General features: G+C 67.9%; 29 protein-coding genes. 19 read left to right on the top strand and 10 right to left on the bottom strand.

Translation table 11 applies throughout. From position 1 onward, the window contains the following. Positions 1–11 precede the first annotated feature (11 nt). From MG068_RS03455 to MG068_RS03445, 3 genes are all read left to right on the top strand, one after another. Positions 12–974: a LysR substrate-binding domain-containing protein gene (locus MG068_RS03455; RefSeq protein WP_132809267.1), complete on the top strand. Its 963-nt coding sequence runs from the start codon at positions 12–14 to the stop codon at positions 972–974. A gap of 123 nt (positions 975–1,097) precedes the next feature. Beyond that, positions 1,098–1,502, top strand: a complete 405-nt coding sequence (gene rnk, locus MG068_RS03450) for a nucleoside diphosphate kinase regulator (protein WP_005408156.1) — start codon at positions 1,098–1,100, stop codon at positions 1,500–1,502. A gap of 50 nt (positions 1,503–1,552) precedes the next feature. Further along, positions 1,553–2,509, top strand: coding sequence for a transaldolase (locus MG068_RS03445; protein ID WP_049399989.1), 957 nt, complete (start codon positions 1,553–1,555; stop codon positions 2,507–2,509). A gap of 665 nt (positions 2,510–3,174) precedes the next feature. Here MG068_RS03445 and msrA read toward each other — a convergent pair. Both msrA and MG068_RS03435 read right to left on the bottom strand, forming a co-directional pair. After that, complete coding sequence (msrA, locus tag MG068_RS03440) at positions 3,175–3,840, bottom strand: peptide-methionine (S)-S-oxide reductase MsrA (RefSeq protein WP_165929946.1); 666 nt, start codon at positions 3,838–3,840, stop codon at positions 3,175–3,177. A 30-nt stretch (positions 3,841–3,870) separates the two neighbouring features. Beyond that, entirely contained in the window at positions 3,871–4,134 is a 264-nt protein-coding gene (locus MG068_RS03435) for a putative signal transducing protein (protein WP_010481810.1), read from the bottom strand. Between the two features lie 212 nt (positions 4,135–4,346). Here MG068_RS03435 and MG068_RS03430 point away from each other — a divergent pair, with 212 nt between their 5' ends. The 6 genes from MG068_RS03430 (at position 4,347) to MG068_RS03405 (ending at position 9,714) form a co-directional block, all read left to right on the top strand. Next, positions 4,347–6,095, top strand: coding sequence for a glutamine--tRNA ligase/YqeY domain fusion protein (locus MG068_RS03430; RefSeq protein ID WP_132809265.1), 1,749 nt, complete (start codon positions 4,347–4,349; stop codon positions 6,093–6,095). A 43-nt stretch (positions 6,096–6,138) separates the two neighbouring features. After that, positions 6,139–6,792 carry a membrane protein gene (locus MG068_RS03425; RefSeq protein ID WP_049460927.1) on the top strand — a complete coding sequence of 218 codons (654 nt, stop codon included), beginning with the start codon at positions 6,139–6,141 and terminating at the stop codon, positions 6,790–6,792. 46 nt (positions 6,793–6,838) lie between these two features. Beyond that, positions 6,839–7,561: a DUF6348 family protein gene (locus MG068_RS03420; protein ID WP_049460925.1), complete on the top strand. Its 723-nt coding sequence runs from the start codon at positions 6,839–6,841 to the stop codon at positions 7,559–7,561. Between the two features lie 98 nt (positions 7,562–7,659). Further along, complete coding sequence (locus MG068_RS03415) at positions 7,660–8,220, top strand: nucleoside deaminase (protein WP_004154307.1); 561 nt, start codon at positions 7,660–7,662, stop codon at positions 8,218–8,220. Further along, complete coding sequence (gene rlmM, locus MG068_RS03410; RefSeq protein WP_132809263.1) at positions 8,204–9,271, top strand: 23S rRNA (cytidine(2498)-2'-O)-methyltransferase RlmM; 1,068 nt, start codon at positions 8,204–8,206, stop codon at positions 9,269–9,271. The genes MG068_RS03415 and rlmM overlap by 17 nt, the downstream gene beginning before the upstream one ends. A gap of 47 nt (positions 9,272–9,318) precedes the next feature. Then, positions 9,319–9,714, top strand: coding sequence for an EF-hand domain-containing protein (locus MG068_RS03405; RefSeq protein ID WP_049398146.1), 396 nt, complete (start codon positions 9,319–9,321; stop codon positions 9,712–9,714). 211 nt (positions 9,715–9,925) lie between these two features. On the opposite strand, the gene MG068_RS03400 is transcribed toward MG068_RS03405, so the two are convergent. Together MG068_RS03400 and ubiH are read right to left on the bottom strand one after the other, a co-directional pair. Next, complete coding sequence (locus tag MG068_RS03400; protein WP_132809261.1) at positions 9,926–11,107, bottom strand: UbiH/UbiF family hydroxylase; 1,182 nt, start codon at positions 11,105–11,107, stop codon at positions 9,926–9,928. After that, the gene (ubiH, locus tag MG068_RS03395) at positions 11,104–12,312 is read right to left on the bottom strand and encodes a 2-octaprenyl-6-methoxyphenyl hydroxylase (RefSeq protein ID WP_132809259.1); all 1,209 of its coding nucleotides are present in this window, start codon (positions 12,310–12,312) and stop codon (positions 11,104–11,106) included. The genes MG068_RS03400 and ubiH overlap by 4 nt, the downstream gene beginning before the upstream one ends. A 106-nt stretch (positions 12,313–12,418) precedes the next feature. Here ubiH and MG068_RS03390 point away from each other — a divergent pair, with 106 nt between their 5' ends. The 10 genes from MG068_RS03390 (at position 12,419) to MG068_RS03345 (ending at position 22,314) form a co-directional block, all read left to right on the top strand. Further along, on the top strand, positions 12,419–13,003 hold the full coding sequence (locus MG068_RS03390; protein WP_132809257.1) for a hypothetical protein: 585 nt from the start codon (positions 12,419–12,421) through the stop codon (positions 13,001–13,003). Positions 13,004–13,011: 8 nt separating this feature from the next. Beyond that, on the top strand, positions 13,012–13,566 hold the full coding sequence (locus MG068_RS03385; RefSeq protein ID WP_132809256.1) for a cob(I)yrinic acid a,c-diamide adenosyltransferase: 555 nt from the start codon (positions 13,012–13,014) through the stop codon (positions 13,564–13,566). Between the two features lie 9 nt (positions 13,567–13,575). Further along, a complete protein-coding gene (locus MG068_RS03380) occupies positions 13,576–14,514 on the top strand; it encodes a histone deacetylase family protein (protein WP_049460914.1) in 939 nt (312 codons plus the stop codon). Positions 14,515–14,603: 89 nt separating this feature from the next. Next, entirely contained in the window at positions 14,604–17,105 is a 2,502-nt protein-coding gene (gene lptD, locus MG068_RS03375; protein ID WP_132809254.1) for an LPS-assembly protein LptD, read from the top strand. Beyond that, the gene (locus MG068_RS03370) at positions 17,102–18,448 is read left to right on the top strand and encodes a peptidylprolyl isomerase (RefSeq protein ID WP_032129906.1); all 1,347 of its coding nucleotides are present in this window, start codon (positions 17,102–17,104) and stop codon (positions 18,446–18,448) included. Before lptD ends, MG068_RS03370 begins: the two co-directional genes overlap by 4 nt. 3 nt (positions 18,449–18,451) lie before the next feature. Then, positions 18,452–19,432 (top strand): 4-hydroxythreonine-4-phosphate dehydrogenase PdxA, encoded by a 981-nt coding sequence (pdxA, locus tag MG068_RS03365; protein ID WP_132809252.1) that lies wholly within the window; start codon positions 18,452–18,454, stop codon positions 19,430–19,432. Next, the gene (rsmA, locus tag MG068_RS03360) at positions 19,429–20,232 is read left to right on the top strand and encodes a 16S rRNA (adenine(1518)-N(6)/adenine(1519)-N(6))-dimethyltransferase RsmA (RefSeq protein WP_132809250.1); all 804 of its coding nucleotides are present in this window, start codon (positions 19,429–19,431) and stop codon (positions 20,230–20,232) included. The genes pdxA and rsmA overlap by 4 nt, the downstream gene beginning before the upstream one ends. A gap of 13 nt (positions 20,233–20,245) precedes the next feature. Then, positions 20,246–20,629: a Co2+/Mg2+ efflux protein ApaG gene (gene apaG / locus MG068_RS03355; RefSeq protein ID WP_005412297.1), complete on the top strand. Its 384-nt coding sequence runs from the start codon at positions 20,246–20,248 to the stop codon at positions 20,627–20,629. 15 nt (positions 20,630–20,644) lie between these two features. Continuing rightward, a complete protein-coding gene (locus tag MG068_RS03350) occupies positions 20,645–21,670 on the top strand; it encodes a symmetrical bis(5'-nucleosyl)-tetraphosphatase (RefSeq protein WP_121504905.1) in 1,026 nt (341 codons plus the stop codon). Beyond that, positions 21,667–22,314: a DUF1287 domain-containing protein gene (locus MG068_RS03345; protein ID WP_132809248.1), complete on the top strand. Its 648-nt coding sequence runs from the start codon at positions 21,667–21,669 to the stop codon at positions 22,312–22,314. The genes MG068_RS03350 and MG068_RS03345 overlap by 4 nt, the downstream gene beginning before the upstream one ends. A gap of 89 nt (positions 22,315–22,403) precedes the next feature. Here the strand turns inward: MG068_RS03345 and MG068_RS03340 are convergent, their stop codons facing one another. Genes MG068_RS03340 through MG068_RS03315 form a run of 6 tightly spaced genes read right to left on the bottom strand, consistent with a single transcriptional unit; the run spans position 22,404 to position 26,580 of the window. Further along, positions 22,404–22,895 carry a dihydrofolate reductase gene (locus MG068_RS03340; protein ID WP_132809246.1) on the bottom strand — a complete coding sequence of 164 codons (492 nt, stop codon included), beginning with the start codon at positions 22,893–22,895 and terminating at the stop codon, positions 22,404–22,406. A 13-nt stretch (positions 22,896–22,908) separates the two neighbouring features. Beyond that, a complete protein-coding gene (locus MG068_RS03335) occupies positions 22,909–23,472 on the bottom strand; it encodes a hypothetical protein (RefSeq protein ID WP_240792114.1) in 564 nt (187 codons plus the stop codon). Beyond that, on the bottom strand, positions 23,469–24,263 hold the full coding sequence (locus MG068_RS03330) for a thymidylate synthase (RefSeq protein ID WP_132809244.1): 795 nt from the start codon (positions 24,261–24,263) through the stop codon (positions 23,469–23,471). The genes MG068_RS03335 and MG068_RS03330 overlap by 4 nt, the downstream gene beginning before the upstream one ends. Continuing rightward, positions 24,260–25,147, bottom strand: coding sequence for a prolipoprotein diacylglyceryl transferase (gene lgt / locus MG068_RS03325; protein WP_049422854.1), 888 nt, complete (start codon positions 25,145–25,147; stop codon positions 24,260–24,262). The genes MG068_RS03330 and lgt overlap by 4 nt, the downstream gene beginning before the upstream one ends. Positions 25,148–25,198: 51 nt before the next feature. After that, entirely contained in the window at positions 25,199–25,693 is a 495-nt protein-coding gene (locus tag MG068_RS03320; protein ID WP_032129898.1) for a TPM domain-containing protein, read from the bottom strand. Further along, positions 25,693–26,580 (bottom strand): TPM domain-containing protein, encoded by an 888-nt coding sequence (locus MG068_RS03315; RefSeq protein WP_132809242.1) that lies wholly within the window; start codon positions 26,578–26,580, stop codon positions 25,693–25,695. The genes MG068_RS03320 and MG068_RS03315 overlap by 1 nt, the downstream gene beginning before the upstream one ends. Positions 26,581–26,582 lie beyond the last annotated feature (2 nt).

Here is a 26,582-nt window from a genome sequence, read left to right as displayed (position 1 = left end):
GGGGTGTAAGGATGAACCTACGTGATCTGAAGTACCTGGTAGCCCTGGCCGAGCACAAGCATTTCGGCCGGGCTGCCGCCTCCTGCTTCGTCAGCCAGCCGACGCTGTCCACGCAGATCCGCAAGCTGGAAGAAGAGCTGGGCCTGCCGCTGGTGGAACGTGCACCGCGCAAGGTGATGCTGACCCCGGCCGGCCAGGAAGCAGCAGCACGGGCACGGGTGATCGTGTCCGAAGTGGAACAGCTGAAGGAAGCGGCACGTCGCAGTCGCGATCCGGAAGCCGGTACGGTGCGCCTGGGGATCTTCCCGACCCTGGGCCCGTACCTGCTGCCGCATGTGATTCCGCGCATCCGCGATCGCTTCCCGGAGCTGGAACTGCTGCTGGTCGAGGAAAAGAGCGATGTGCTGCTGGACCGTCTGCGCGAAGGCAAGCTCGACGCTGCACTGCTGGCCCTGCCGGTGATCGACGACCAGCTGCATGCCGAGTTCCTGTTCGAGGAACCCTTCCTGCTGGCCGTATCCGGGCGCCACCCGCTGGCCCGTCGCGAACACCTGGACGTGCAGGAGCTGGCCACGCAGAAGCTGCTGCTGCTGGAAGATGGCCATTGCCTGCGCGACCAGGCACTGGAAGTCTGCCGCCTGTTCGGTGCCAACGAGAAGTCCGAGTTCCGCGCCACCAGCCTGGAAACCCTGCGGCAGATGGTCGCCGCCGACGTCGGCATCACCCTGCTGCCAAGCCTGTCGGTGCAGCCGCCGGTGCCGCGCTCGAACAACATCCGCCTGCTCGACTTCACCGGCGAAGGACGCCCCAGCCGCCGCATCGCGATGATCTGGCGCCGCAGCTCGGCCATGAACGACTTCCTGATGGAGCTGGCCGATCAGTTCAAGCGCCTGCCGCAGGCGCTGTTCACCCTGGAAGCGGTCAACGCCGCCGGCGACACGACCGCCCTGCCCGGCCCCGCGCTGAACGGCTGAACCCCCGCAGCACCGGCCTGGAATCGGCAGGAGTCGATTCCGGTCGCATTTGTCCCCACAATACAGACAGGCGGCGCCAGCAGGTGCCGCCTTTTGCATGGCTTTCAACCAAGGAGCTTCACCATGAGTACCGCCAGCGGCCTGCCGCCGTCGATCACCGTTTCCACCTTCGACATGGACCGCCTGGACGCCATGCTCGAATCCCCTGCGCTGAGCCAGACGCCTGCCGCGCTCGCGCTTGCTGAAGAACTCAACCGTGCCACCGTGCTGGCACCGGACCAGATTCCCGAAGGCATCGTCATGATGCATTCGCGCGTGGAGTGCGAAGATGAAGTGTCGGGCGAGAAGCACGTCCTGACCCTGGTCTTCCCCCGCGAAGCCAACGTCGATGAAGGCAAGGTTTCCGTACTGGCCCCGGTCGGCAGTGCCCTGCTCGGCCTTTCGATCGGCCAGAGCATCGACTGGAACGCGCCCGGCGGCCGCAAGCTGCGCCTGCGCGTGACCGCGGTCCACAACGACCGCCCCTGATTACCGCTGCGCACCGCGCGCGACTCGATCCCCCTGCACCAGGAGCCGTAATGAGTACCCCGTCCAAACTGTCCCAGCTGCGCGAACTGTCCGTGGTCGTTGCCGATACCGGTGACTACGAGGCGATCAAGCGCCTGCAGCCGGTGGACTGCACCACCAACCCGACCCTGGTGAAGAAGGCGCTGGACCTGCCGGTCTACGCCGAGCTGATCGAACGCGAACTGGCCTGGGGCCGCCAGCAGAGTGGCGACCGCGAAGCCGTGGTGCACGCCGTGGCCGACCGCCTGACCATCGGCGTCGGCGCGCTGCTGAGCACGCTGGTGCCGGGCCGCGTGTCCACCGAAGTGGATGCCGACCAGGCCCACGACACCGCTGCCACCGTAGCCAAGGCCCGCCAGTTCATCCAGATGTACGCCGATGCCGGCGTGCCGCGCGAAAAGATCCTGATCAAGATCGCCGCGACCTGGGAAGGCGTGGAAGCCGCGCGCATCCTGCAGGCCGAAGGCATCGACTGCAACCTGACCCTGATCTTCAACCCGACCCAGGCGCTGGCCTGCAGCGAAGCCGGCGCGTTCCTGATCTCGCCGTTCGTCGGCCGCATCCTGGACTGGTACGTGGCCAACGGCCAGACCCCGGCCAACATCGATGAAGACCCGGGCGTGAAGTTCGTGCGCGGCGTGTATGCCGAATTCAAGCGCCGCGGTTCGCCGACGGTGGTGATGGGCGCCTCGTTCCGTTCGACCGCGCAGATCGAAGCGCTGGCCGGTTGCGACCGCCTGACGATTTCGCCGGACCTGCTGGAGAAGCTGGACGCCGACCACGGCGAGCTGCCGCGCAAGCTGGTGGCCGGTGCGGCGGATGGCGCGGCGGTGACCCCGATCGATGCAGCGAAGTTCGCAGCGGATCTGGCGGCCGATCCGATGGCGACCGAGAAGCTGGCGACCGGTATCGATGCGTTTGCCAAGGATCTGCAGGCGCTGCGCGAGCGCATTCGTTCGGAACTGTGATTCCGGCCAACGGCTGAGCCCCTCGTGGCGGATCGTTTTGTAGAGTCGAGCTTGCTCGACTGACTGCTAAAGCAAAAGCCGCGCTGGGTCGGGCGGGTTGGGTTCGCGGGAGACGCCGTGAATCCATCCCTGGAGGCTTGGCCGCGGCATCCATGCCGCGGACACTCCCGCGAACCCAACCCGCCCGCCCTCTGACAGTTTCCGGCGGCCGCCCGCCACGGATGAAAGAAAGAAGAGCAACAGCGGGTCGCGCGCTTCGCTTGCTCGCAGTCGAGCAAGCTCGACTCTACGGAGCACTGCAGGATCAAACAAAAAGGACGCGGCGAAGGCCGCGTCCTTTTTCTTTTCTTTCAGTTCGTCAGTAACCCATGCTCTTGCCCACCGTCACCGGGAAACTGTCGGGGGTGGGGCGGTGTGGGTTGGCAGGACCGTTGGCGCCATGGATGGCGCCATCGAGCCCCCAGGGGTGAGGGCGCTTTGCTTGCGAAGCACTGCTTCGCAAGCGCCCGAACGCACAGCCGCCAGCGGCTGGGCCGGACCGCGGAGCGGGGTTTACGGCGTGTCCTGCCAACCCACACCGCCCCGCCCAACCCGCAGAAACGCAGAGCCGCTTTGGCTTTGGCTTCTGCCGTAGATTCTGCCCGCCGCAGGCGGACCACCGCGCGTCAGCGCGGCGCCTCCACATCCAATCCGATCGGGCAGCTCACCCCGGTGCCGCCGATGCCGCAATAACCGTTCGGGTTCTTCGCCAGGTACTGCTGGTGATAGTCCTCGGCGTAGTAGTACTCCGGTGCCGGGTACACGATCTCGGTGGTGATCGGGCCGTAGCCGGCCGCATCCAGCTGCGCCTGGTAGGCCTCGCGGCTGGCCAGCGCGGCGGCGTACTGCGCCTCGTCGGTGGCGTGGATCGCCGAACGGTACTGGGTGCCGGTGTCGTTGCCCTGGCGCATGCCCTGGGTCGGGTCGTGGCTTTCCCAGAACAGCTGCAGCAGCCGCTCCAGGCTCACCACCGCCGGGTCGAACACCACCTGCACCACTTCGGTGTGGCCGGTCAGGCCCGAGCACACCTCTTCATAGGTCGGGTTCGGGGTGATGCCGCCGGCATAGCCCACCGAGGTGCTGTACACGCCCGGTTCGGTCCAGAACTTGCGCTCGGCGCCCCAGAAGCAGCCCAGCGCGAAACGGATCTGCTGCAGGCCGGCAAAACGGTCCTTCAGCGGATGGCTGTTCACGAAGTGCTGGTTGCTGTGCAGCGGCAACGGCTGCTCGCGGCCCGGCAGTGCTTCTTCCGGGCGCGGCAGGCGCTGCTTGAAGGCGCCGATGCCGAGGATGCCCTGGCCAATTCCCAACATGATGCGCTCCTACGCCGGAAGGCCGGCTATGTCGTCTGCATCTGAAATGGGGGCGTCCGGCGCGTGGCCCAAGTCCAGCGCCGCCACGATGTCCTCGGCCTGCGGCCGTGCCGCATCAGGGATGCCTACCCGCAGCACGCCGAACAGCGGCAGCTCGCCCATGCCACCCAGCAACGACTCGCCGAACACGAAAGCCGGGATGCCAGCATCCTCCAGCGCGTGCTTGACCAGGTGGGCGTCGAACAGGTTGTCGGCCTTGTACACGATGTGCATGCGGCAGCTCCGTGGGAGAGAGTTCCAGCATACGCCGGGGGGCTGAATGGTGGTGGTGACGGCGCATGACCATTCCGCCGGCCAGCGGCCGGCGCTACCGGGAAGAGGGCCTGGTAGTGCCGGCCGCTGGCCGGCATCCCCACGCCCCACCGGGCAGCCCTGCCCGGTACGCGCTAGACTGTTGGCCTTTCTGCCTTTCTTTTCGCCGACTCATGTCCGAGCACACCCCCGCCAGCCCCGAGACCCCCGCCGACAGCCACGAAAAGCGCGATTTCATCCGCCAGATCGTGCGCGAGGACCTGGCCAGCGGAAAGCACCAGGCGATCAAGACCCGTTTCCCGCCGGAACCGAACGGCTACCTGCACATCGGCCATGCCAAGTCGATCTGCCTGAACTTCGGCATCGCCGGCGAGTTCAGCGGCGTCTGCAACCTGCGCTTCGACGACACCAACCCGGCCAAGGAAGACCCGGAATACGTGGCCGCGATCCAGGACGACGTGCGCTGGCTGGGCTTCAGCTGGAACGAGCTGCGCCACGCCTCGGACTACTTCCAGACCTATTACCTGGCCGCCGAGAAGCTGATCGAACAGGGCAAGGCCTATGTCTGCGACCTGTCGGCCGAGGAAGTGCGCGCCTACCGCGGCACCCTGACCGAGCCGGGCCGCCCGTCGCCGTGGCGCGACCGCAGCGTCGAGGAAAACCTCGACCTGTTCCGCCGCATGCGCGCCGGTGAATTCCCGGATGGCGCGCGCACCCTGCGCGCGAAGATCGACATGGCCAGCGGCAACATCAACCTGCGCGATCCGGCGCTGTACCGCATCAAGCACGTCGAGCACCAGAACACCGGCAACGCGTGGCCGATCTACCCGATGTACGACTTCGCGCACGCGCTGGGCGACTCGATCGAGGGCATCACCCACTCGCTGTGCACGCTGGAATTCGAAGACCACCGCCCGCTGTACGACTGGTGCGTGGACAACGTCGATTTCGCCCATGACGACGCGCTGACCCAGCCGCTGGTCGACGCCGGCCTGCCGCGCGAAGCCGCCAAGCCGCGCCAGATCGAGTTCTCGCGCCTGAACATCAACTACACGGTGATGAGCAAGCGCAAGCTGATGGCGCTGGTCACCGAGCAGCTGGTGGACGGCTGGGAAGACCCGCGCATGCCGACCCTGCAGGGCCTGCGTCGCCGTGGCTACACCCCGGCCGCGATGCGCCTGTTCGCCGAGCGCGTGGGCATCAGCAAGCAGAATTCGCTGATCGACTTCAGCGTGCTGGAAGGCGCGCTGCGCGAAGACCTGGACAGCGCCGCGCCGCGCCGCATGGCGGTGGTCGACCCGGTCAAGCTGGTGCTGACCAACCTGCCGGAAGGCCACGTAGAGCAGCTCACCTTCAGCAACCACCCGAAGGACGAGAGCTTCGGCAGCCGCGAAGTGCCGTTCGCACGCGAAGTGTGGATCGACCGCGAGGACTTCGCCGAAGTGCCGCCGAAGGGCTGGAAGCGCTTGGTCCCGGGTGGCGAAGTGCGCCTGCGCGGTGCCGGCATCATCCGCTGCGATGAAGTGATCAAGGATGCCGACGGCACCATCACCGAGCTGCGTGGCTGGCTGGATCCGGAATCGCGTCCGGGCATGGAAGGCGCCAACCGCAAGGTCAAGGGCACCATCCACTGGGTCAGCGCCGTACATGGCGTGCCGGCCGAGATCCGCCTGTACGACCGCCTGTTCTCGGTGCCGAACCCCGACGACGAATCGGAAGGCAAGACCTATCGTGATTACCTCAATCCGGAATCGCGCCGCACCGTCACCGGCTATGTCGAGCCGGCCGCGGCCAGCGCTGCCCCGGAGCAGTCGTTCCAGTTCGAACGCACCGGCTACTTCGTGGCCGACCGCCGCGACCACACCGAAGCCAAGCCGGTGTTCAACCGCAGCGTGACCCTGCGCGACACCTGGTCGGCCTGAGGACCTGCGCGGGCGCCAGCACGGCGCCCGCATGACTCCGACGATGATCACCGCCCTTTCCGTCCTGTTCTGGTTCATCTCGCAGCATCCGCTGCTGACGTTCTTTTCGGCGATGGTGCTGGCCGGGCTGGTCTCGTGGTGGCGGCGTTTTCCGGGCTACGCCATCGTGGTGTTCCCGCTGGCGATGCTCAACATCTTCCTCGGCCACTTCCTCAACGCCGCCTTCCTCAACGTGGTGGGCGAGCGTGGTGAAGCGGTGATCGTGAAGTCCGAGCGCACCAGTTCGACGATGAACGAGCAGTACATCTGGCGCTACGAAGGGGTGCTGCGCACCGCCGAGGGCCGCGACGTGGAGGTGGTGTTCCACACCAACACCGCCTCGCTGTGGCCGCTGGAGAACGCGATCCGCATCCCGGCGCCCGACCAGCCGTTCGTGGTCAAGTACACGCCGGGTTTCCCGCGCAACTTCGTCATCCTCACCAACGAATCCCCGCACGGCATCGCCCAGGCCCGTGCCAGCGCGCGCGAGCGGGTGGAAGTGGCGGCACGCAAGCTGCATTTCAGCCCCGGCAACGCCGATTTCCGCGCGGACTATCGCCGCGAGTTGGAAACCTGGCTGCGCGACCACGGCAACGATCCGCAGCAGCAGTCCGACGCGCAGCGATATCGCGCCGAACTTGACGCGCTCGACCGCTAGATCCCCAGGCCTTGCCTGGATGTTCCACCCCATCCACAGGCCTGACATGACCACGACCTCCACCGCCCTCCTCCCGCTGCTGCAGCAGGTCCTGCAGGAGGCCGGCATCGCCAGCCACGTCGACGGCGACGCGCTGCTGCTGGACAGCGGCCTGCACCTGACCCCGCATGCGATGGCCGCGCACGCGCGCGACAACGGCGGCTGGCAGACCTCCACCGTCATCGAGAGCCAGCATCCGGTGCTGTTCGCCGATGGCCTGTTCGAGTACCAGCACGCCAACGGTGCCGATGAGCAGGCATCGCTGCTGTCCGGCTTCCAGGCCTGGGTGCGGGTGGACCTGGCAACGCTGCAGACCGCGATCGGCGCCGAAGACGCGCAGGGCCTGCCGATGATGGGCCTGACCTATCCGGCCGGCGATGACGGCGAGGAACACCAGCGCACCGTAGTGCTGGGGCCGCTGGCGCACTACCGCGCCCAAGAGGTGGATGCCTCCACCTGCAGCGAGGACGACCACGGTTCCTGCCCCTGCTGCCTGTTCACCCGCAGCATGGAGGCCTTCGATGAGCTGCTGAAAGCCCGCCAGTTCCTCGCCATCCGCCTGTTCGCCTCGCGCGATGCCGACGGCCTGTGCGAAGCCGACTGCCGGGTCAACGGCCACGACTTCGCCGCCGCCCTGCCCCTGCTGCGCGCCTACGCGGCCAGCTGGCCGCAGGCCGGGCTGGAGTTCCGCAAGCAGTACGTGGTGATCCGCACCGGCTCGCCGGGCTGACCCACCGCCACACCCGATACAGGCCGGTGCGGCTACACTGCGCGCCGGTTTCCCAAGCAACCGCACCTTCTTCCATCCCATTACGAGGCACCCCCGCGATGCTGTACGCGCAAGTCCACCTGACCCTTCCCGCCTGGATCCACGACCAGATCGACCTGGATCGTCGATATCCGGGCGATGAGGCCAAGGTCGCGCTGGCGATCGAGCTGTCGCGGCTGAACGTCGAGCACGCCAGTGGCGGCCCGTTCGGTGCAGTGGTGTTCGGCCCGGATGACAAGGTCATCGCCGCCGGCGTGAACCGGGTGATGCCGCACGCGACCTCGCTGGCGCACGCCGAGAACATGGCCTACATGCTGGCCCAGCAGCGCCTGCAGACCCCGCGCCTGAACGCAGTGCTGTCGCCGGTCACCCTGGCCACCAGTTCGCAGCCGTGCTGCCAGTGCTACGGCGCCACCGTGTGGGCCGGCATCGACCGCCTGCTGATCGGTGCCAACTCGGCCGACGTCGAAGAGCTGACCCCGTTCGATGAAGGCCCGCTGCCGGCCGACTGGGTGGGTGAACTCAACAAGCGCGGCATCGAAGTGGTGCAGGGCCTGAACCGCGACGCCGCGCGCAGCGTGCTGCGTGCCTATGGGGAAAGCGATGGCGCCCGTTACTGAGGCCGGCATCGGCCTGCTGTGCCTGTGCCGGCAGGGCTTCGAGCCCGAGCTGGCCGGCGAACTGCAGTTCCGCGCCGGTGAAGCCGGTTTCGCCGGTTATGCGCGCACCCAGCGCAATGATGGCTACGTGCTGTTCATGTGCGACGAAGCCGCCGCCCTGGCACCGCGCCTGCGCTGGCGCGAGCTGATCTTCGCGCGGCAGAAGCTGGTGGTGCTGGCCGAGCTGCCGCAGCTGGACCCAGCCGACCGCATCACCCCGATGCTGGAGGTGCTGGCCGATGCGCCGCGCTTCGGCGACCTGTGGGTGGAACATCCCGATTCGGACGCCGGCAAGCCGCTGTCCGGGCTGGCCCGTGCCTTCGGCAATGCGCTGCGCCCGGCGCTGCGCAAGGCCGGCAAGCTCACCGACAAGCCGAACGACCGCCTGCCGCGCCTGCACGTGGTGTTCGTCGACGGCACCCACGCCTTCGTCTGCGTGGCCGACCCGGCCGACAGCGCGCCGTGGGCACTGGGCATCCCGCGATTGAAGTTGCTGCCCGAAGCGCCGTCGCGTTCGGCGCTGAAGCTGGACGAAGCGTTGCTGACCCTGCTGACGCCGGAAGAACGTGAGGCGCTGGCCAGGCCCGGCATGCGCGCGGCCGACCTGGGTGCCGCACCCGGCGGCTGGACCTGGGTGCTGACCCGCCAGCACATGCACGTGCTGAGCATCGACAACGGCCCGCTGCGCCAGCACGTGCTGGACACCGGCCTGGTCGAGCACCTGCGCGCCGATGGCTTCCACTGGCACCCGGAACAGCCGCTGGACTGGATGGTCTGCGACATGGTCGAGCAGCCGCGGCGCGTGGCCGAACGCATGGCCACCTGGTTCCGCGAAGGCTGGTGCAGGCACGCGATCTTCAACCTGAAACTGCCGATGAAGAAGCGCTGGGACGAAACCCGCTTGTGCCTGGACCTGTTCCAGGAGCAGGCCTGCAAGCCGCTGGTGGTACGTGCCAAGCAGCTCTATCACGACCGTGAGGAGATCACGGTACTGGCCTCGCCGCTGCGCTGAGGAACATGCCCGCCGGGCATGGCCCGGCGCTACCGAGGAAGGGAACCATGCGATACCACCCGCTCGCCATGCTGATCACCGTGCTGGCAGCCGCACCGGCCATTGCCCAGCAGCTGCCGCACACCCCTGCACAGAGCCAACCACTGGGCCCGACCGGCGGCGCGATCCGCCAGCAACCGCTGGATGCCGGCCGGGTCAGCGGCAGCGTCGAGATTGCACGGCCGGCCGGCGAGGCACAGGTGACCGTGCGTTCGCTGGAACCAAGCAGCGTGGTCGGCCAGTACCGCATCCACTTCGCCGCGCTGGATGTGAACGGCGACGGTTTCATCAGCCGCGAGGAAGCGCAGGCCAATCCGGCGCTGGCCGATGAGTTCAATGCGTTGGACGTGAAGCGTCGCGGCAAGCTGGATCGTGCCGACCTGGCTGGTTGGCTGGTTGATTGATCCACCGGCGCGATCTTCATCCACGCATGGCGTGGATCTACTGGATCAACGGCGGTAACGGAGCCCGCTTCTGGTAGGTGCCAACCTTGGTTGGCACATCCATCAGGCATCCTGGGCCCGGATGAGGCGAGGGTATTTCCAGCCTTGTGCCAACCAAGGTTGGCACCTACCAGAGCGACGTTGGCACCTGCCAGAGCGACCTGTATTCCGGTCAGACGCCGGCGGCGCGCTTCCAGAACGCCTGCACCAGCGGCGGCCATTTGCCGACGCAGCCCAGTGCGCGTCCACGGGCCAGGGTCAGGTGCATTTCGTCGTTGGAGAACAGGCGGTTGATCGCATCGAAGCTGTAGGCGGCGATGTGGTTGTCGCTGCGCCGTTCGCGCGCCCAGCGCTGCAGGCGCTGCGGCGACAGCCGCGGCTGGCCGCGGCGCTCGGCCGACGGCGCCAGCCACTGCTGCAGGGCGGCGACATCGCGCAGGCCCAGGTTCACGCCCTGCCCGGCCAGCGGATGCACCACATGCGCAGCATCACCCAGCGCCAGCACGCGGCCAGCCACGTAGTGACGGGCCAGTTGCCGACGCAGCGGGAAGGCCGCACGCGGTGATGCCAGCCGCAGTTCGCCCAGGCGCGCAGCAAAGGCCCGTGTCAGCTCGCGGTTGAAGGCGTCCTCGTCCAAGGCCAGCACGCGAGCCGCTTCGTCTTCGGGCAGGGTCCAGACGATCGAACTGCGGCGCTCGGCCACCGGCAGCAACGCCAGCGGTCCGGTCGGCAGGAAGCGCTGCCAGGCGGTGGCCTGGTTCGGCAGCTCGCTGTCCACGTAGGCCACCACGCCACGCTGGTGGTAGTCATGCCGCTCGACCTCGATTCCGGCCAGCTGGCGCAGGGTCGACTCGGCACCGTCGGCGGCCACGGCCAGCGCCGCTTCCAGGCGGCGCCCGTCATCCAACCGCAGGCGCACGCCGTCCTCGTCCTGCTCCAGCGCTTCCACCCGTGCCGGGCAGTGCAGCTGCACGCCCGCCGCCGGCAGCGCCGACCAGAGGCGATCCTGCAGCAGGCCGTTCTCGACGATGTAGCCCAGCTCGCGCCGACCGAAGCGGTCGGCGTCGAACAACAGATCCTCGCCACCCGCCGCATCCCACACCTGCATGCGCCGGTAGGGCCACGCGCGGGCCTGCGCGATGGCCGGCCACGCACCCAGGCGGTTCAACAGTTGCACGTTGTCGGCGGCGAAGGCGAACACCCGCAGGTCCGGCTGCGCGGCCTGCCATGGCGCGGGTTCGCGGCCCTCCACCAGCGCAACCGACAGACCGGCATCGGCCAGCGCCAGCGCACAGGCGGCACCGACCACGCCACCACCGACGATGGCCACGTCCAGGCGCGTGCGCCGGCTCATGCGGCTTCTCCGCGGCACAGGCGCGGCACTTCACCACGGAAGCCCATCGCACCACCGACCAGCATCGACTGCACCGAGGCGCGTTGTGCAGCCACCAGGCCGAGGCTGCGCAGCGGCCGCATCAGCGGTGCCGGATTGCTGGTCAGGCGCGCCAGGCCGCCGGAGAACGCCACCGTCTGCCGGCGGTCGTCCTCGCGGCGCGCGACATAGGCCTGCAGCAGCGCATCGCTGCCGGCATCCTCATGCGCATCCTCCAGCAGCTCGGCCAGGGTCAGCGCATCGCGCAGGCCCAGGTTGAAGCCCTGCGCACCCAGCGGATGGATGGTCTGCGCGGCATTGCCGAGCAGCACCGTGCGTTCACCGGCCAGCGCGCGCGCCAGCACCTGGATGAGCGGGTAAGCGCTGCGCGGGCCAGATTCGAGCAGGCGGCCGGCACGCCAGCCGATCGCATCCTGCAGCCGCTGCAGCCAGGCCGCGTCGTCCAGCGCCATCACCGCATCGGCCTGGTCGCGCGCCACGCCATGCACGGTGCCGAAGTGACGATCGCCACGCGGCAGCAGGGCGGTTGGGCCGGTATCGGTGAAGCGTTCCCAGGCGGTGCCATCCGGCGCGCGCTGGCTGCGCACGCGGGCCACGAACAGGGTCTGCTGGAAATCATGGCGGTCGACTTCGATGCCCAGCGCGCCACGCACGCCGCTGGTGGTGCCATCGGCCCCCACCACCAACCGTGCCAGCAGCACGCGTTCGCCAGCCTCGTCAGCCACCCGTACCTGGCGGTAACCATCGACCACCTCACCCAGCCCCAGGAACCGCATCGGCCGGTAACGGCGCAGGCGCGGCAGTTCCTGCAGGCGCGCTTCCAGCGCCTGGCCGAAATCGCGCGCGACCACCACCTGGCCGAACCACGGCCGGTCGTAATCGGCCGCTTCGAGCTGCACACGGCCGAAATCGCCGGCACGACTGACATGGATGCGCCGGATCGGGCCCGGTGCCATCGCCAGCTTCTGCATCACCCCCAGCGCGGTCAGCGCATTGACGGTGGCAGCGGCGAAACTGAGATTGCGCTGGTCGAACACCGCAGGCAGCTCGCCGGCCGGGCTGGCCTCAAGCAGGCCCACGTCGCGGCCCAGGCGGTCCAGGGCAATGGCCAGGCTGGCACCGACCAGGCCACCACCGACAATCAGCACGTCATGTCGTTCACTCATGTGTTCATGATACGCGCTCGCCCCGACTGTACGCCGAACGGGCGGCACCTGCGCCAACCTGCGCGGCGGGCTAGAATGAAACCTGAATCCGCTCCGGGCCCCCACCATGTCCGATACCGCCAACCGCGCCTTCGTCCTGTCCGTACTCGTACTGCTGCTGGCGGCGACCCGGGTCAATCACTTCGCGGCCATTCCGGATGCCTCCTGGGCCGTGTTCTTCATCGGTGGCTTCTACCTGGCCCGCTGGACGCGCTGGGCGTTCCCGCTGCTGATGGTGTTCGCGGTGCTGGTGGACTGGATCGTGATCCGCAGCAGCGGTCTGGATTTCTGGCAGCACTACTGCGTGTCGCCGGGCTACTGGCTGCTGCTGCCTGCCTACTTCTCTTTGTGGGCCGGCGGCATGCTGCTGGGCCGCAACTACCAGAGCGCGCGCTGGCCGGTACTGGCCAAGGGCGCAGTGCTGCTGGTCGCTTCGGTGGCGGTCTGCCACCTGCTGGCACAGGGCGGTTTCTACTGGAGCAGCCGCAACGTGGCCGAGCCGACCCTGGCCGGCTGGGCACAGAACTACGCGCAGTGGTTCGGGCCCTACCTGCGCATCACGGCGATCTATGTGGCGCTGGCCGCCGCCCTGCAGCTGGCCGTGGAGCAGGTGCTGAAGCTCCAGCAGGCCCGCCGCGACATCCGCCACTGAGCCGCGCCATGGGTCATCGCCTCTCGCGCATCTACACCCGCACCGGCGACGACGGCAGTACCGGCCTTGGCGACGGCCAGCGCGTAGCCAAGGATGACGCACGCGTGGCGTCCTTCGGCACCGTCGACGAGGCCAATGCCGCGCTCGGCCTGCTGTTGGCCGCGCCCCTGCCCGAGGATGTGCGCGCGCTGGTGGTGCATCTGCAGCACCAGTTGTTCGACCTGGGCGCCGAGCTGTGCATTCCCGGCCATGCCGCGATCCACGCCGCCGACGTCTCGGCCCTGGAACAGCAGCTGGACCATTACAACGCCGACCTGCCGATGCTGAAGGAATTCATCCTGCCGGCCGGCGGCGAAGCCGCCGCGCGCTGCCATCTGGTCCGCACCATCGTCCGCCGCGCCGAGCGCGAAACGGTCACCCTGGCCCGCCACGAGGCTGTGCGCAGCGAAGCGCTGCAGTACCTCAACCGGCTGTCGGACCTGCTGTTCGTGCTGGCCCGGGTGCTGGCCCGTGCCGATGGCCACGGCGAAGCGCTGTGGCAGCCACAGCAGCGCCAGCGCTGAGTCGGCACGATGCTGGTCTATACCCACCCGTCCTGCCTGCTGCATGACCCCGGCCCCGGCCATCCGGAGTGCCCGCAGCGCCTGCAGTACGTACTCGACGCACTGCACGCCGCCTTCCCTGATCAGCTGGACTGGCGCGAGGCGCCGCCGGCCAAGTTCGGCGAACTGACCCGGGTCCACGACAGCGCCCTGCTCGACTTCGTGCTGCAGCCGCAGACCGCGCCGCTGCGCCAGCTGGACATGGACACCTGGACCTCGCCAGGTTCGGCCAGCGCCGCCGTGCACGCCGCCGGTGCCGGTGTGGCCGCGGTCGATGCGGTAATGCTGGGCGAGGACCCGCTGGCCTTCTGCGCGGTACGCCCGCCGGGCCACCACGCCACCAGCAGCACGGCGATGGGCTTCTGCCTGCTGAACAACATCGCCATCGCTGCCGCCTATGCCCGTGACCGCCATGGCCTGGAGCGGATCGCGGTGGTCGATTTCGACGTCCACCACGGCAATGGCACCCAGGACATCTTCCAGCACGATGCCCGGGTCTCCTACTACAGCACCCACCAGGCCGGGCTGTTCCCCAATTCCGGCCTGCGCCGCGACCGCGGTGCCGGCAACCTGATGAACATCCTGTTGCCACCGGGCAGCGGCGGCTTCCGCTTCCGCAACGTCTGGGCCGACGAGATGCTGCCAGCCATCGACGACTTCCGTCCGCAGCTGCTGCTGATCTCCGCCGGCTTCGACGCCCACCTGCGCGACCCGCAGGCCGATCTGATGCTGGAGACCGACGATTTCGCCTGGATCACCCGTGAACTGCATGCGCTGGCACGCCGTCACGCCGCCGGCCGGGTGGTCTCGATGCTGGAGGGCGGCTACGACCTGCAGGCCCTGGCCGAGTGCAGCATGGCCCATGTCCAGGCCCTGATCACCCCCTCTGCGGGTGCCTCCGCCGGATGAACCCGAACCGGCAGGCTCCGGCGCCCTTCATTGCCCCTATGCAAGGGATGGGGCAAGCTACCGTCCGTTTTCGCCCGAATCCGAACCGCGTGCGCCGAGCCCTCCGCCTGCTTCCCCTGCCTCTGAGCATCGCCATCAGCCTGCCGGCGATGGCCGATGATAAGCCGCTCAACTGGGGCCTGTGCCCGGCCACCGACGTCATTCCCGCGTTCACCGACGCCCCCACCCCGGTCCCGGCCCAGGACAAGGCTGCTGCCGCAGCCGCCCGCGAGAACCAGCCGACCGACATCGAAGGCGACCAGCTGCTGGGCACCACCACGGTGCCGCAGTACGAGGGCAACGTGGCGCTGCGCCGGGGTGACCAGTTCGTCGGTACCGACAAGCTCAGCTTCGACACCGAGACCGGCAACTACATCGCCGACGGCAATGTCCGCTACCAGGACGGGTCGATCCGGATGGTCGCCAAGCGCGCCGAAGGCAACCAGGAAAGCGACACCCACAAGATCTCCGACATCAAGTACCAGCTGGTGTCGCGCCGGGGCAACGGTGATGCCGAGTCGGTCGACCTGCAGGGCGCGGTCGGCCAGATGCACCGCTCCACCTACACCACCTGCGACCCGTCGCAGCCGGTGTGGAAGCTGTCGGCGCCGCAGATCGAAGTGGACAACGACGAAGGCTTCGGCACGGCCCGCAACGCCGTGCTGCGGATCGGCAAGGTGCCGGTGCTGTGGGCGCCCTACTTCAAGTTCCCGATCGATGACCGCCGCAAGACCGGCCTGCTGTTCCCGCAGCTGGGCATGTCCGGGCGCAATGGCTTCGATTATGCGCAGCCGATCTATTTCAACCTGGCGCCGAACTACGACGATACCCTGACCCCGCGCTACATGAGCCGGCGCGGCCTGCTGCTCGACAACGAGTTCCGCTACCTCTACAACGGCGGCCGTGGCGAGGTGCTGACCAGCTACATGCCCGACGACAAGCTGCGCGACCGCGACCGCGGCCGGGTGATGTTCGACGGCTACCACAACGTGAACAGCCACTGGCAGGCCCGCGCCAACCTGGCCTGGGTGAGCGACGAACGCTATGTCGAGGACTTCGCCAACCGCCTGGTGGGGGTGACCGCCTCCAACCTGCAGAGCACCATCGGCCTGTACGGCACAGGCCAGAACTGGACGGCCGGCATCATGGCCGACCGCTGGCAGCTGACCGACTACACCCTCGACGAGCGCGCCCTGCCCTACAACCGCGAGCCACGCCTGTTCTTCAACTGGAACAAGCCGGTGCTGCCGTGGCTGGAAACCGGCATCTACACCGAAGCGGTGCGCTTCACGCATGACGACATCAACTTCAAGAATGCCGTCGGCGCCGGCGAGGATCTGCAGTACACCCGTAATGGAGTGCAGTGGACCGACGGCGTCGGTGTCAGCGGCGGTTCGCGACTGGACGTGAAGCCGTATGTGTCGTTCCCGATCAGTGGCGCAGCTTGGTATGTGACCCCTACCCTGGCCTACCGCTACACCGCCTATCAACTGGACCGTGGTCTAGTGGATGGGGTAAGGGGCATCCAGGCCCAGATCCTGCGCTCGCAGGGCATCGACCCGGCCACGGCCACTCCGGAACAGCTGCGCGGCAATACCTCGCCCAGCCGCAGCCTGCCGATCGGCAGCCTTGATGCCGGCCTGTTCTTCGATCGCGAGACGTCGATCGGAGGCAAGTCATTCCTGCAGACCCTGGAGCCGCGCCTGTTCTACCTGCGCACCCCCTACCGCAACCAGGACGAGCTGCCGATCTTCGACACCCGTGACTTCACCTTCAGCTGGGGCCAGCTGTTCCGCGACTCGCGCTATACCGGCGCCGACCGCCAGAACGATGCCAACCAGCTGACCCTGGCACTGGGCACCCGCTTCATCGACCAGACCACCGGCAAGGAACGCTTCTCGGCCGCGATCGGCCAGATCCAGTACTTCGACGAATCGCGGGTGAGCACCACGCCGGGCGGCGCGCCGGTGGAGAAGGGCAAGTCGGCGTGGATCGCCGACGGCAACTACATGATCAACGACCGCTGGACCCTGGGCGCCACCTACCAGTGGGACCCGAAGTACAAGCGCGAGGATCTGGCCAGCGTCCGCGCCCGTTATCTGATGCCCAACGATGGCGTGATCAATCTCAGCTACCGCTACCGCATCAATGCCGGCGCCCCGGCAACCGCCAACAAGCATGACCGGACCCTGCTTGAGCAGGCCGACCTGTCGTTCCTGTACCCGCTGAATGCGCGCTGGAGCCTGGTGGGCCGGTATTACTACTCGCTGCAGGACAAGGAACCGCTGGAGATCATCGCCGGCGTGCAGTGGGACAGCTGCTGCCTGGCCGTGCGTGCAGTGGCCCGCCGCTACGTGCGCAACCGCGAAGGCGACATGAACAATTCCATCCAGCTGGAGTTCGTCCTCAAGGGCCTCAGCTCCATCGGCCAGGACACGGACCGTACGCTGCGCCGTGCTATCCTCGGCTACAACCGCGACGACCTCTATCTCGTGCCGCCCAGCAACACCGGGGCGACCCGGGATGACTACGATCCGAATCAGATCCCATGACCAAGCGCTTCCCCGTTCTTCTCGCCTCCCTGCTGGCGGTGTCCAGCGTGTCCGCCCCCCTGCAGGTGCTCGCGCAGGAGGCGCAGCCGTTGGACCGCATCGCCGCCGTCGTCGACGAGGACGTGATCCTGCAGAGCGAGCTCCAGCGTGCGATCGCCAACATCAAGGCGCAGTACGCCGGCCGTGAAAACCAGCTGCCGCCGGAAGACGTACTCAGCCGCCAGGTGCTCGAGCGCCTGGTGCTGGTCAAGCTGCAGGTGGCCCGCGCCCAGGGCAGCGGCATCCGCGTCAGCGACCAGGAGCTGAACCAGGCGATGAATGCCATCGCCCAGCAGAACGGCTCGAACCTGGATGCACTGCGCCAGCGCCTGGCCCACGACGGCATCGACTTCAACGATTTCCGCGCTTCGGTGCGCGATGAAATCACCGTGCAGCGCCTGCGCCAGAGCTTCGCGCAGAGCCGCATCAGCGTCAGCGAGGGCGAAGTCGACGCCGCCCTGAAGCAGCAGGCCACGGTTGGCAACCAGTACCACCTGGCGCACATCCTGATCGCCCTGCCCGACGGCTCCAACGCCGACCAGATCGCCACCGGCCAGAAGAAGGCCGAAGGCGTGAAGGCCCTGCTGGACAAGGGTGAGCTGGACTTCAACGCCGCCGCCGTGCGTTATTCGGACAGCCCCAACGCGCTGGAAGGCGGCGACCTGGGCTGGCGCAGCCTGGACGAAATCCCGCAGGCCTTCGCGCAGATGATGGAAAAGATGAAGCCCGGCGAAGTGGTCGGCCCGATCCGCGGCCCCAGCGGCTTCCAGCTGCTGAAGCTGGTGGAAGTGCGTGATGCCAGCGCCGCCAGCGGTGGCGAGCACACGGTCACCGAGTACCACGGCCGCCACATCCTGGTGCGCGTGGACGATCACCAGACCGACGCTGCCGCCAAGGCCAAGATCGATACCCTGCGTGCCCGCATCGCCGGTGGCGCGGACTTCGAGACCGTGGCCAAGGAGTCCTCCGAGGACAACAACAGCAAGGGCCAGGGCGGCGATCTGGGCTGGTTCCCGGCCGACGCGTTCGGTCCGGCGTTCGGCCAGCAGGTGTCCGGCATCCAGGACGGTGGCGTCAGCCAGCCGTTCCGCACCGATGCCGGCTGGCACATCGTGCAGCGCGTGGGCACCCGCCAGACCGACGTGACCACTGACAACCAGCGTGCCCAGGTCCGCGAGACCATCGGCCGCCGCAAGCTGGAAGACGAGTACAACCGCTTCCTGCAGGAACTGCGTGGCGAAGCCTACGTCAGCTTCCGCAGCGGCGACCGCGCGGAAAACACCGCCACGCCGCCGCAGTCCTGACCGATGCGCCCCGAGCTCGCTCTGGTACCGGGCGAGCCCGCCGGGATCGGCCCGGAGCTGTGTGTCCGCCTCGTCCAGCAGCCGCGTGAAGATTGCCGGCTGCTGGCCTTCGCCGACCCGGATACCCTGCGCGCGGCCGCGGCCGCGCTGAACCTGCCCCTGCAGCTGTTGCCCGAGGACGCCGAAGCACGCGTCCCCGGCGATCTGCGTGTGCGCGTGGTGGCCAATACCGTGCCCAGCCACTTCGGCCAGGCCAATCCGTCCAACGCCGGCGCCGTCATCGGCGCCCTGCTCGGTGCCGGCCAGGCGTGCCTGTCCGGCGAACTGCACGGCGTAGTCACCGGCCCGGTGCACAAGGCGGTCATCAACGAAGGCGGCATCGCCTACAGCGGCACCACCGAACTGCTGGCCGACCAGGCCGGGGTGAAGGTGGTGATGATGCTGGCCAACCACATCGTGCGCGTGGCCCTGGCCACCACCCACCTGCCACTGCGCGAGGTGGCCGACGCGATCACCGCGCCCGGCCTGGAACACACCCTGCGCACCGTACACGCTGCGCTGCGCCGCGAATTCGGCCTGCCCGCGCCACGCATCGCCGTGCTCGGCCTGAACCCGCATGCCGGTGAAGACGGTCATCTGGGCCGCGAGGAACTGGACCTGGTCATCCCGCTGCTGCAGCGCCTGCGCGCGGAGGGCATGGACCTGATCGGGCCGCTGCCGGCCGATACCGCCTTCCTGCCGGCCAAGCTGGCAGGCTTCGACACCGTGCTGGCGATGTACCACGACCAGGGCCTGCCGGTGCTGAAGTATTCGGGCTTCGAGCAGGCGGTGAACCTGACCCTGGGCCTGCCCTACCCGCGCGTGGCGGTGGACCATGGCACCGCGCTGGACCTTGCCGGCCGCGGCATTGCCGATCCTTCCAGCCTGCAGGCGGCAACGACGTTGTGTGCGCAGCTTGCGCGGCAACGTACACTGAGCGCATGAATTCCCCGCATTCCCCCTCCGGCCCGGTGTTCACCGCCCCGGCCAAGAAGCAGCTTGGCCAGCATTTCCTGGCCGACCGCCACTACATCGACAAGATCGTGATGGCGGTCAACCCGAAAGACGGTGACCGCCTGGTCGAGATCGGCCCCGGCCAGGGCGCGATCACCCTGCCGCTGCTGCGCGTGCATCCGAAACTGACGGTGATCGAGTTCGACCGCGACCTGATCGCGCCACTGACCGCCGCCGCCGAGCCGCTGGGCGAGCTGACCATCGTCCACCGCGACGTGCTGCGCGTGGACTTCACCGAGCTGGCTGCCGGCCAGCCGATCCGCCTGGTCGGCAACCTGCCCTACAACATCTCCTCGCCGATCCTGTTCCATGCACTGGAACATGCGGCGGTGATCCGCGACATGCACTTCATGCTGCAGAAGGAAGTGGTCGACCGCATGGCCGCCGGCCCCGGCAGCAAGGTGTACGGCCGGCTCAGCGTGATGCTGCAGGCCTACTGCCAGGTGACCTCGCTGTTCGTGGTGCCGCCGGGCGCGTTCCGGCCGCCGCCGAAGGTCGATTCGGCCGTGGTGCGGCTGGTGCCGCGTGACCCGGCCACGATCTACATCCACGACCACAAGCGTTTCGCCGAGGTGGTCAAGGCCGCCTTCGGGCAGCGCCGCAAGACCCTGCGCAACGCCCTGAACAACGTGGTGTCCGCCGAACAGTTCGTTGCCGCCGGCGTGCGTCCCGATGCCCGCGCCGAACAGCTGGACGTGGCCGAATTCATCGCTTTGGCCAATGCCTCCTGATTACACTGCCGGTATGGAAGACGCTGACGTTTATGCCATCTCCGTCGAAGTCGCACCGCGCTTCCTCGACGATCAATCCGCGCCGGAAGACGGGCGCTATGCGTTCGCCTACACGATCCGCATCCACAACCAGGGGCGTGTTGCCGCGCGCCTGGTCGCACGCCACTGGCGCATCACCGATGCCAACGGCCGCGTCGAGCACGTCGATGGTGACGGGGTGATCGGCGAGCAGCCGCGCCTGCGTCCCGGTGAAGACTTCCATTACACGTCCGGTGTCATGCTGGGGACCGATCACGGGACCATGCAGGGCCACTACGACATGGTCGCCGACGACGGCACCGAATTTGCCGCGCCGGTCGCACCTTTCGTGCTGGCCATCCCGCGTACCCTGCACTGACACGGAGGCCGAACGATGAGTGTGTGGGCGATCGGCGACCTGCAGGGCTGCTATGACGTCACCCAGCGACTGCTGGAGAAGATCCGTTTCGACCCGGCGCAGGACACCCTGTGGTTCTGCGGCGACCTGGTCAACCGCGGTGGCCAGTCACTGGAAACGCTGCGGCTGGTGCATTCGCTGCGCGAGCACAGCGTGGTGGTGCTGGGCAACCATGACCTTTCGCTGCTGGCCGTCGGTGCGCGCACCGAAGAGGAACAGCGCAAGGTCAACCCGGACCTGCTGCGCATCGTGCAGGCTGAGGACCGCGACGAACTGCTGGACTGGCTGCGCCTGCAGAAGCTGGTGCACGTGGACCGCGAGCTGGGCTGGATGATGGTGCACGCCGGCCTGGCGCCGAAGTGGACCACGCAGATGGCCGAGAAGCATGCAGCCGAAGTCGAGGTGCAGCTGCACGGCGCCGGCTACCGCAAGCTGTTCCGCAACATGTACGGCGACAAGCCGAGCTGGGCACCGAACCTGTCCGGCTACGACCGCTCGCGCGCGATCATCAACGTGCTCACCCGCATGCGCTACTGCACCCCGCGCGGGCGCATCGGCATCGAGGACAAGGGCACGCCGGGCACCCAGGAACAGGGGCTGTATCCCTGGTTCGAAGTGCCGGGCCGGGTCGAGCGTGACCTCAAGGTGGTCTGCGGCCACTGGTCGGCGCTGGGCCTGACCATCACCCAGGGCGTGCACGCCATCGACACCGGCGCGGTCTGGGGCGGCAAGCTGACCGCGATCCAGCTCGATACCGATGAACTGCGCGTGGTGCAGGTGCCAGGCCGCGATGTACCGGCACCCGTGCCCAACGCCCGCCCGCCAGCGCGCCCGGCGCACGAGCGCCCGGCTGCACCGGCGCAGGGCAAGGAACAGGGCGGCGGCAATGCTCCGGCCGCCAACCCGGGCAACCGCGGCCCGCGCCGTCGTCGTCGCCGTGGTGGCGGTGGTGGTGGTGGCTCCGGCGGTCCCAACAACAACAGCACCCCGCCGCAGGCATGACGCGGCACGGCTGGGCACCATGGACGGTGCTGCTGCTGACGCTGGCCCTGGCCAGCGGCTGCCAACCCGGCTCGCCGACTGCTCCCACGGCTGCGGACAGCGCTGAACGCACACCGACGCCACCACAGGCGCCTTCGCCGCCACTGGTGGCTGCGGCGCGCGCGCAGATCGGCGTCACCACCCGCTACGACCCTGCCTATCAAGTGCTGGCCTATCCCGGCGGCGACGTGCCACTGGATCGCGGCGTGTGCACCGATGTGGTGGTGCGCGCCCTGCGCAGCCAGGGCCTGGACCTGCAGGCACGCGTGCATGAAGACATGCGCGGCAACTTCAGTGCCTATCCGGCGATCTGGGCCCTGTCACGGCCGGACCGCAACATCGATCATCGTCGCGTACCGAACCTGATGCGCTGGTTCGAGCGGCAGCGCTGGCAGCAGCCGATCAGCACCGCCGCCGCCGACTACGCAGCCGGCGACATCGTCGCCTGGAAGCTCAACGGCAACGGCCTGCTGCATGTGGGTATCGTCTCCGACCGGCGCTTGGCCAATGGCACGCCGCTGGTGCTGCACAACATCGCGCGCGGCACGCGGGAAGAGAACCTGCTGTTCCAGCACACGATCATCGGGCATTACCGGATGCCGTAGGCAATCCTGTAGAGCCGAGCCATGCTCGGCTACGGGATGTGTCCGGCAACAGCAGCCGAGCATGGCTCGGCTCTACAGATGCGCAGCGATCAGCGGCGCACGTAGTGCACGAAGCGGAACGCGTAGGCGTGGCGTTCGTCGGCCGGGTGCGGCTCGCTGCTCACTTCCCGCCAGTCCTGCACGTCTACTTCGGGGAAATGGGTATCGGCGGGGACTTCGGCATCCACCCAGGTCAGGTACAGGTCACTGGCCTGCTCCAGCAGCTGGTGGAAGATCTCGCCGCCGCCAATGATGCACAGCTCACTGGCGCCCTCGCCTTCGGCAATCAACTTCGCTTCGTCCAGCGACGCCACCGCACGCATGCCCTCGAATGGCACCTGGCCGCTGCGGGTCAGCACCAGGTTGGTCCGCCCCGGCAGCACGCGGCCGATCGACTCGGCAGTCTTGCGCCCCATCAGGATCGGCTTGCCCAGGGTGAGCGCCTTGAAGTGCTTGAAGTCGTCCGGCAGGTGCCAGGGCATGGCATTGCCCTGGCCGATGCCATGGTTGCGGTCCAGCGCCACGATCATCGACAGCTTCATTGCTACCACCTCCTCAGCTGGCGTCGATCTGCAGGCGTTCGCAGGCAGCGTTTGCGGCACTGGCGGCCTGCAACGCCGCAGCCAGCGCAGGGCTGGACGTGGTCTGCTCATCCAGGCCAGCGAGGATCTTCTGCTTCTGCGCCTCTTCGATCTCCTTCAGGCCCGGTCCCGACAGGATCTCTGCCGACAGCGCAGCGATATCGTCGCTGGCGCCGCGCGCCAGGAACGCTTTCAGCTGGTCGTTGGAATAGACGGTGGCCAGACCCTGTTCAAGCTCACGCTGATACGCCGGGTTCTCGACGCCCGCCTTCAGGTGCTCGGTCATCGCCGTGTACATGCCGGTTACCGCCTCACGCATCTGCGCCCGGCAGCCTTCCGGAACATCCTGGGGCAGCATCGTGCTGCCGTTGAATGCCCCGGCGAACGCCTGCACTTCCTCGCGCATGTGCTTGTGCACGATCTGCTCATTGACCTGCCTGGCCAACGACAGCGCATCGGCCGGTCCGGCCTGCACCATGGCCAGCGGCAGCATGCCGCACAGCGCCAGCAGGCCGCTGGAAATCAGGCGGGTACTCATACCGCCACCGGCGCCTTGATGACCGGGTGCGGATCGTAGCCGTCGATGCGGATGTCGTCGAACTGGAAGCCGAACAGGTCGGTCACCTCCGGGTTCAACCACAGCGTCGGCAGCGCGCGCGGTTCACGCGACAGCTGCTCGCGCGCCTGCTCGAAGTGGTTCGAATACAGGTGCGCATCGCCCAACGTGTGCACGAAGTCACCCACGCCCAGGCCGGTGGCCTGCGCCACCATGTGGGTCAGCAACGCGTAGCTGGCAATGTTGAACGGCACGCCGAGGAAGATGTCGCCGCTGCGCTGGTACAGCTGGCAGCTGAGCTTGCCGTCCACCACGTAGAACTGGAACAGGTTGTGGCACGGCATCAGCGCCATCTGCGAGAGCTCGCCCACGTTCCAAGCGCTGACCACCAGCCGGCGCGAGTCGGGGTTGCGCTTGATCTCGTCCACCAGCCATTGCATCTGGTCGATCTCACCGCCATCGGCGGTAGCCCAGCTACGCCACTGCTTGCCGTAGACCGGGCCGAGGTCGCCGTTCTCGTCGGCCCACTCGTCCCAGATCCGCACCTGGTTGTCCTTCAGGTAGCCGATGTTGGTGTCGCCCTTCAGGAACCACAGCAGCTCGTGGATGATCGAGCGCAGGTGCAGTTTCTTGGTGGTGACAAGCGGGAAGCCTTCGGCCAGGTTGAAACGCATCTGCCAGCCAAACACGCTGCGGGTGCCGGTGCCGGTGCGATCGCTCTTCTCGGCGCCGTGTTCCAGCACGTGCGAGAGCAGGTCCAGGTAAGCCTTCATGCCTTGCCCTCGGCAGCTACCAGCGGCTGCGGCTGCAGTACCGGCGCGCGGCGCGACATCACCAGCAGCACCAGGCCGAAGGCGATCAGCGGCAAGCTGAGGATCTGGCCACGGGTCAGCCAGTCGAAGGCCACGTAGACGCCGTTGTCGGGCATGCGCACAAACTCCACCGCGAAGCGGAACAGGCCGTACATCAGCGCGAACAGGCCACCAACCAGGTAGCGATGACGCGGCTTGGCAGACACCGTCCACAGCACGACGAACATCACCAGGCCTTCCAGCAACGCCTCATACAGCTGCGAGGGATGGCGGGCGAACTGGTTCAATGCGCCGGTGGCGAACTGCGCCTGCAGCGTCGCGTGGTCAAGCTGGTTCAGCGGCGCCGGCAGGCCGGACGGGAACACCACGCCCCAGCTACCGTCGGTGTACTTGCCCCACAGCTCGGCACCGATGAAATTGCCGATACGGCCGAAGCCCAGGCCCAGCGGCACCAGCGGCGCCATGAAGTCCATGGTGTCGAAGAAATGCAGCTTGTGCTTGCGCGACCACCACCAGCAGGCGGCAATCACGCCCAGCAGGCCGCCGTGGAAACTCATGCCGCCATCCCAGACCTTGAACAGCAGCAGCGGGTTATGCAGGAAATCGCCCAGCGCGTAGAACAGCATGTAGCCGATGCGCCCGCCCAGCACCACGCCGAGCATGGCGTAGAACAGCAGGTCGGAGAAGCCGTTGGCATCGACACCCGGCAGGCGCCCGTCAGCGATGCGCTTGCGGCCCAGCAGCCAGGCCGCAGTGAAGCCGAGCAGGTACATGATGCCGTACCAGTGCACCTTGATCGGCCCCAGCGAGAGGGCGATGGGGTCGATGTCGTGGAAATAGATCATGGAAGGTGCCTTGCGGTTGAACGCCTATTCTCGGGCCAGTGCCGCCCCGGCTCAACCAAGGAGCTGGGGCGAGTTCGGCAACGCGTCATCGTTCGACCGCGTCGAGGCCGGAAAGTGCCCTTCGATCAGGCTGGAGACCTCGTCGATGGCATCCTGCAGCGCTTCCACCGGATGGGAACCACGCAGGCCCTCGCGCAGGTGGGTGCAGACCCGCTGCCACTGCGCCGGACTGACCCGGCCCTGCAGACCCCGGTCGGCGACGATCTCGATGGCGTGGTCAGCCAGCAGCAGGTAGATCAGTACACCGTTGTTGTGGGTGGTATCCCAGGTGCGCAGGCGGGCAAAGGCATGCTCGGCGGCCTGGCGCGGGGTCACCCTGTGCCACAGCGCCCCCAGCGGCAGGTCCGCTTCCACCGCGAACATCACCTGCCCACCGTGGCGCTGCTCACCGGCCGCGATGGCCTCGGTGATCGCCTGCAATGTGGCGGGCGGGAACGCGCGCCGTACCGACGGCGAAAACACGTGCCGACATAGACGTTGGATCATCACCAGCCCCCCGAAGCACCGCCACCACCGGAGCGGCCACCACCGCCACCCCAGCCGCCACCACCACCAAATCCACCGCCCCCACCGAAGCCGCCTCCGCCGCCCCAGCTGCCACCGCCCCAGCCGCCGCCACCGGCAAAGCGGCCCGGATGGCCGGAGAGCATGGCCACGATCAGCCCTACGACGCCTGCCAGGCCACTGGCCAGCAGCGTGGACGTGAACAGGAACGCCGCCAGCGCCGCACCGGCACCGCCGAGCAGGCCGCGCAGCGGGCGCGGCACGCGCGAGAACACGCCGCGCAGGATGCTGCCGGCGAACACACCGATGAACAGCGCCAGGAACCAGGTATCGCCACCACTGCTGGGCTCACGCCCGCGATGGCCGCTGACCGGTGCCGGCAGCGTTTCGCCGTCGATCAGCTTGACCAGCACCGCCGTGGCGTCGGTGATGCCACCGGCGTAGTCGCCGCTGCGGAAGCGCGGCACCAGGTATTCCTGGATGACCCGGTTGGCGATGGCATCGGGAATGGCGCCTTCCAGACCGTAGCCCGGCTCGATGCGCACGCGCCGGTCGTCCTTGGCCACCACCAGCAGCACCCCGTCATCCACGCCCTTGCGGCCGATCTGCCACTGGTCGAAGACCCGCGTGGTGTACTGCGCGATGTCCTCCGGCTGGGTGGTCGGCACCACCAGCACCTGCAGCTGGCTGCCCTTGCGCTGCTGCAGTTCGATCGCCTGCTGCACCAGCGCCTGCTTCTGCGCGGCATCCAGCGTGCCGGTGGTATCGACCACCGGCGAATCCAGCGCAGGAACCGGCGCCAGCTGCTGCGCATGCGAGGCCAGCGGCAGCCACAGCAGCAGGGCCAGCAGCGCAGAGGCCAGGCGCATCG

The organism is Stenotrophomonas sp. ASS1 (genome assembly GCF_004346925.1).
GTDB lineage: Bacteria > Pseudomonadota > Gammaproteobacteria > Xanthomonadales > Xanthomonadaceae > Stenotrophomonas > Stenotrophomonas maltophilia_A.
Note: the sequence above shows the minus strand (reverse complement) of the source record. Positions and strands in the feature narration are given on the sequence as shown.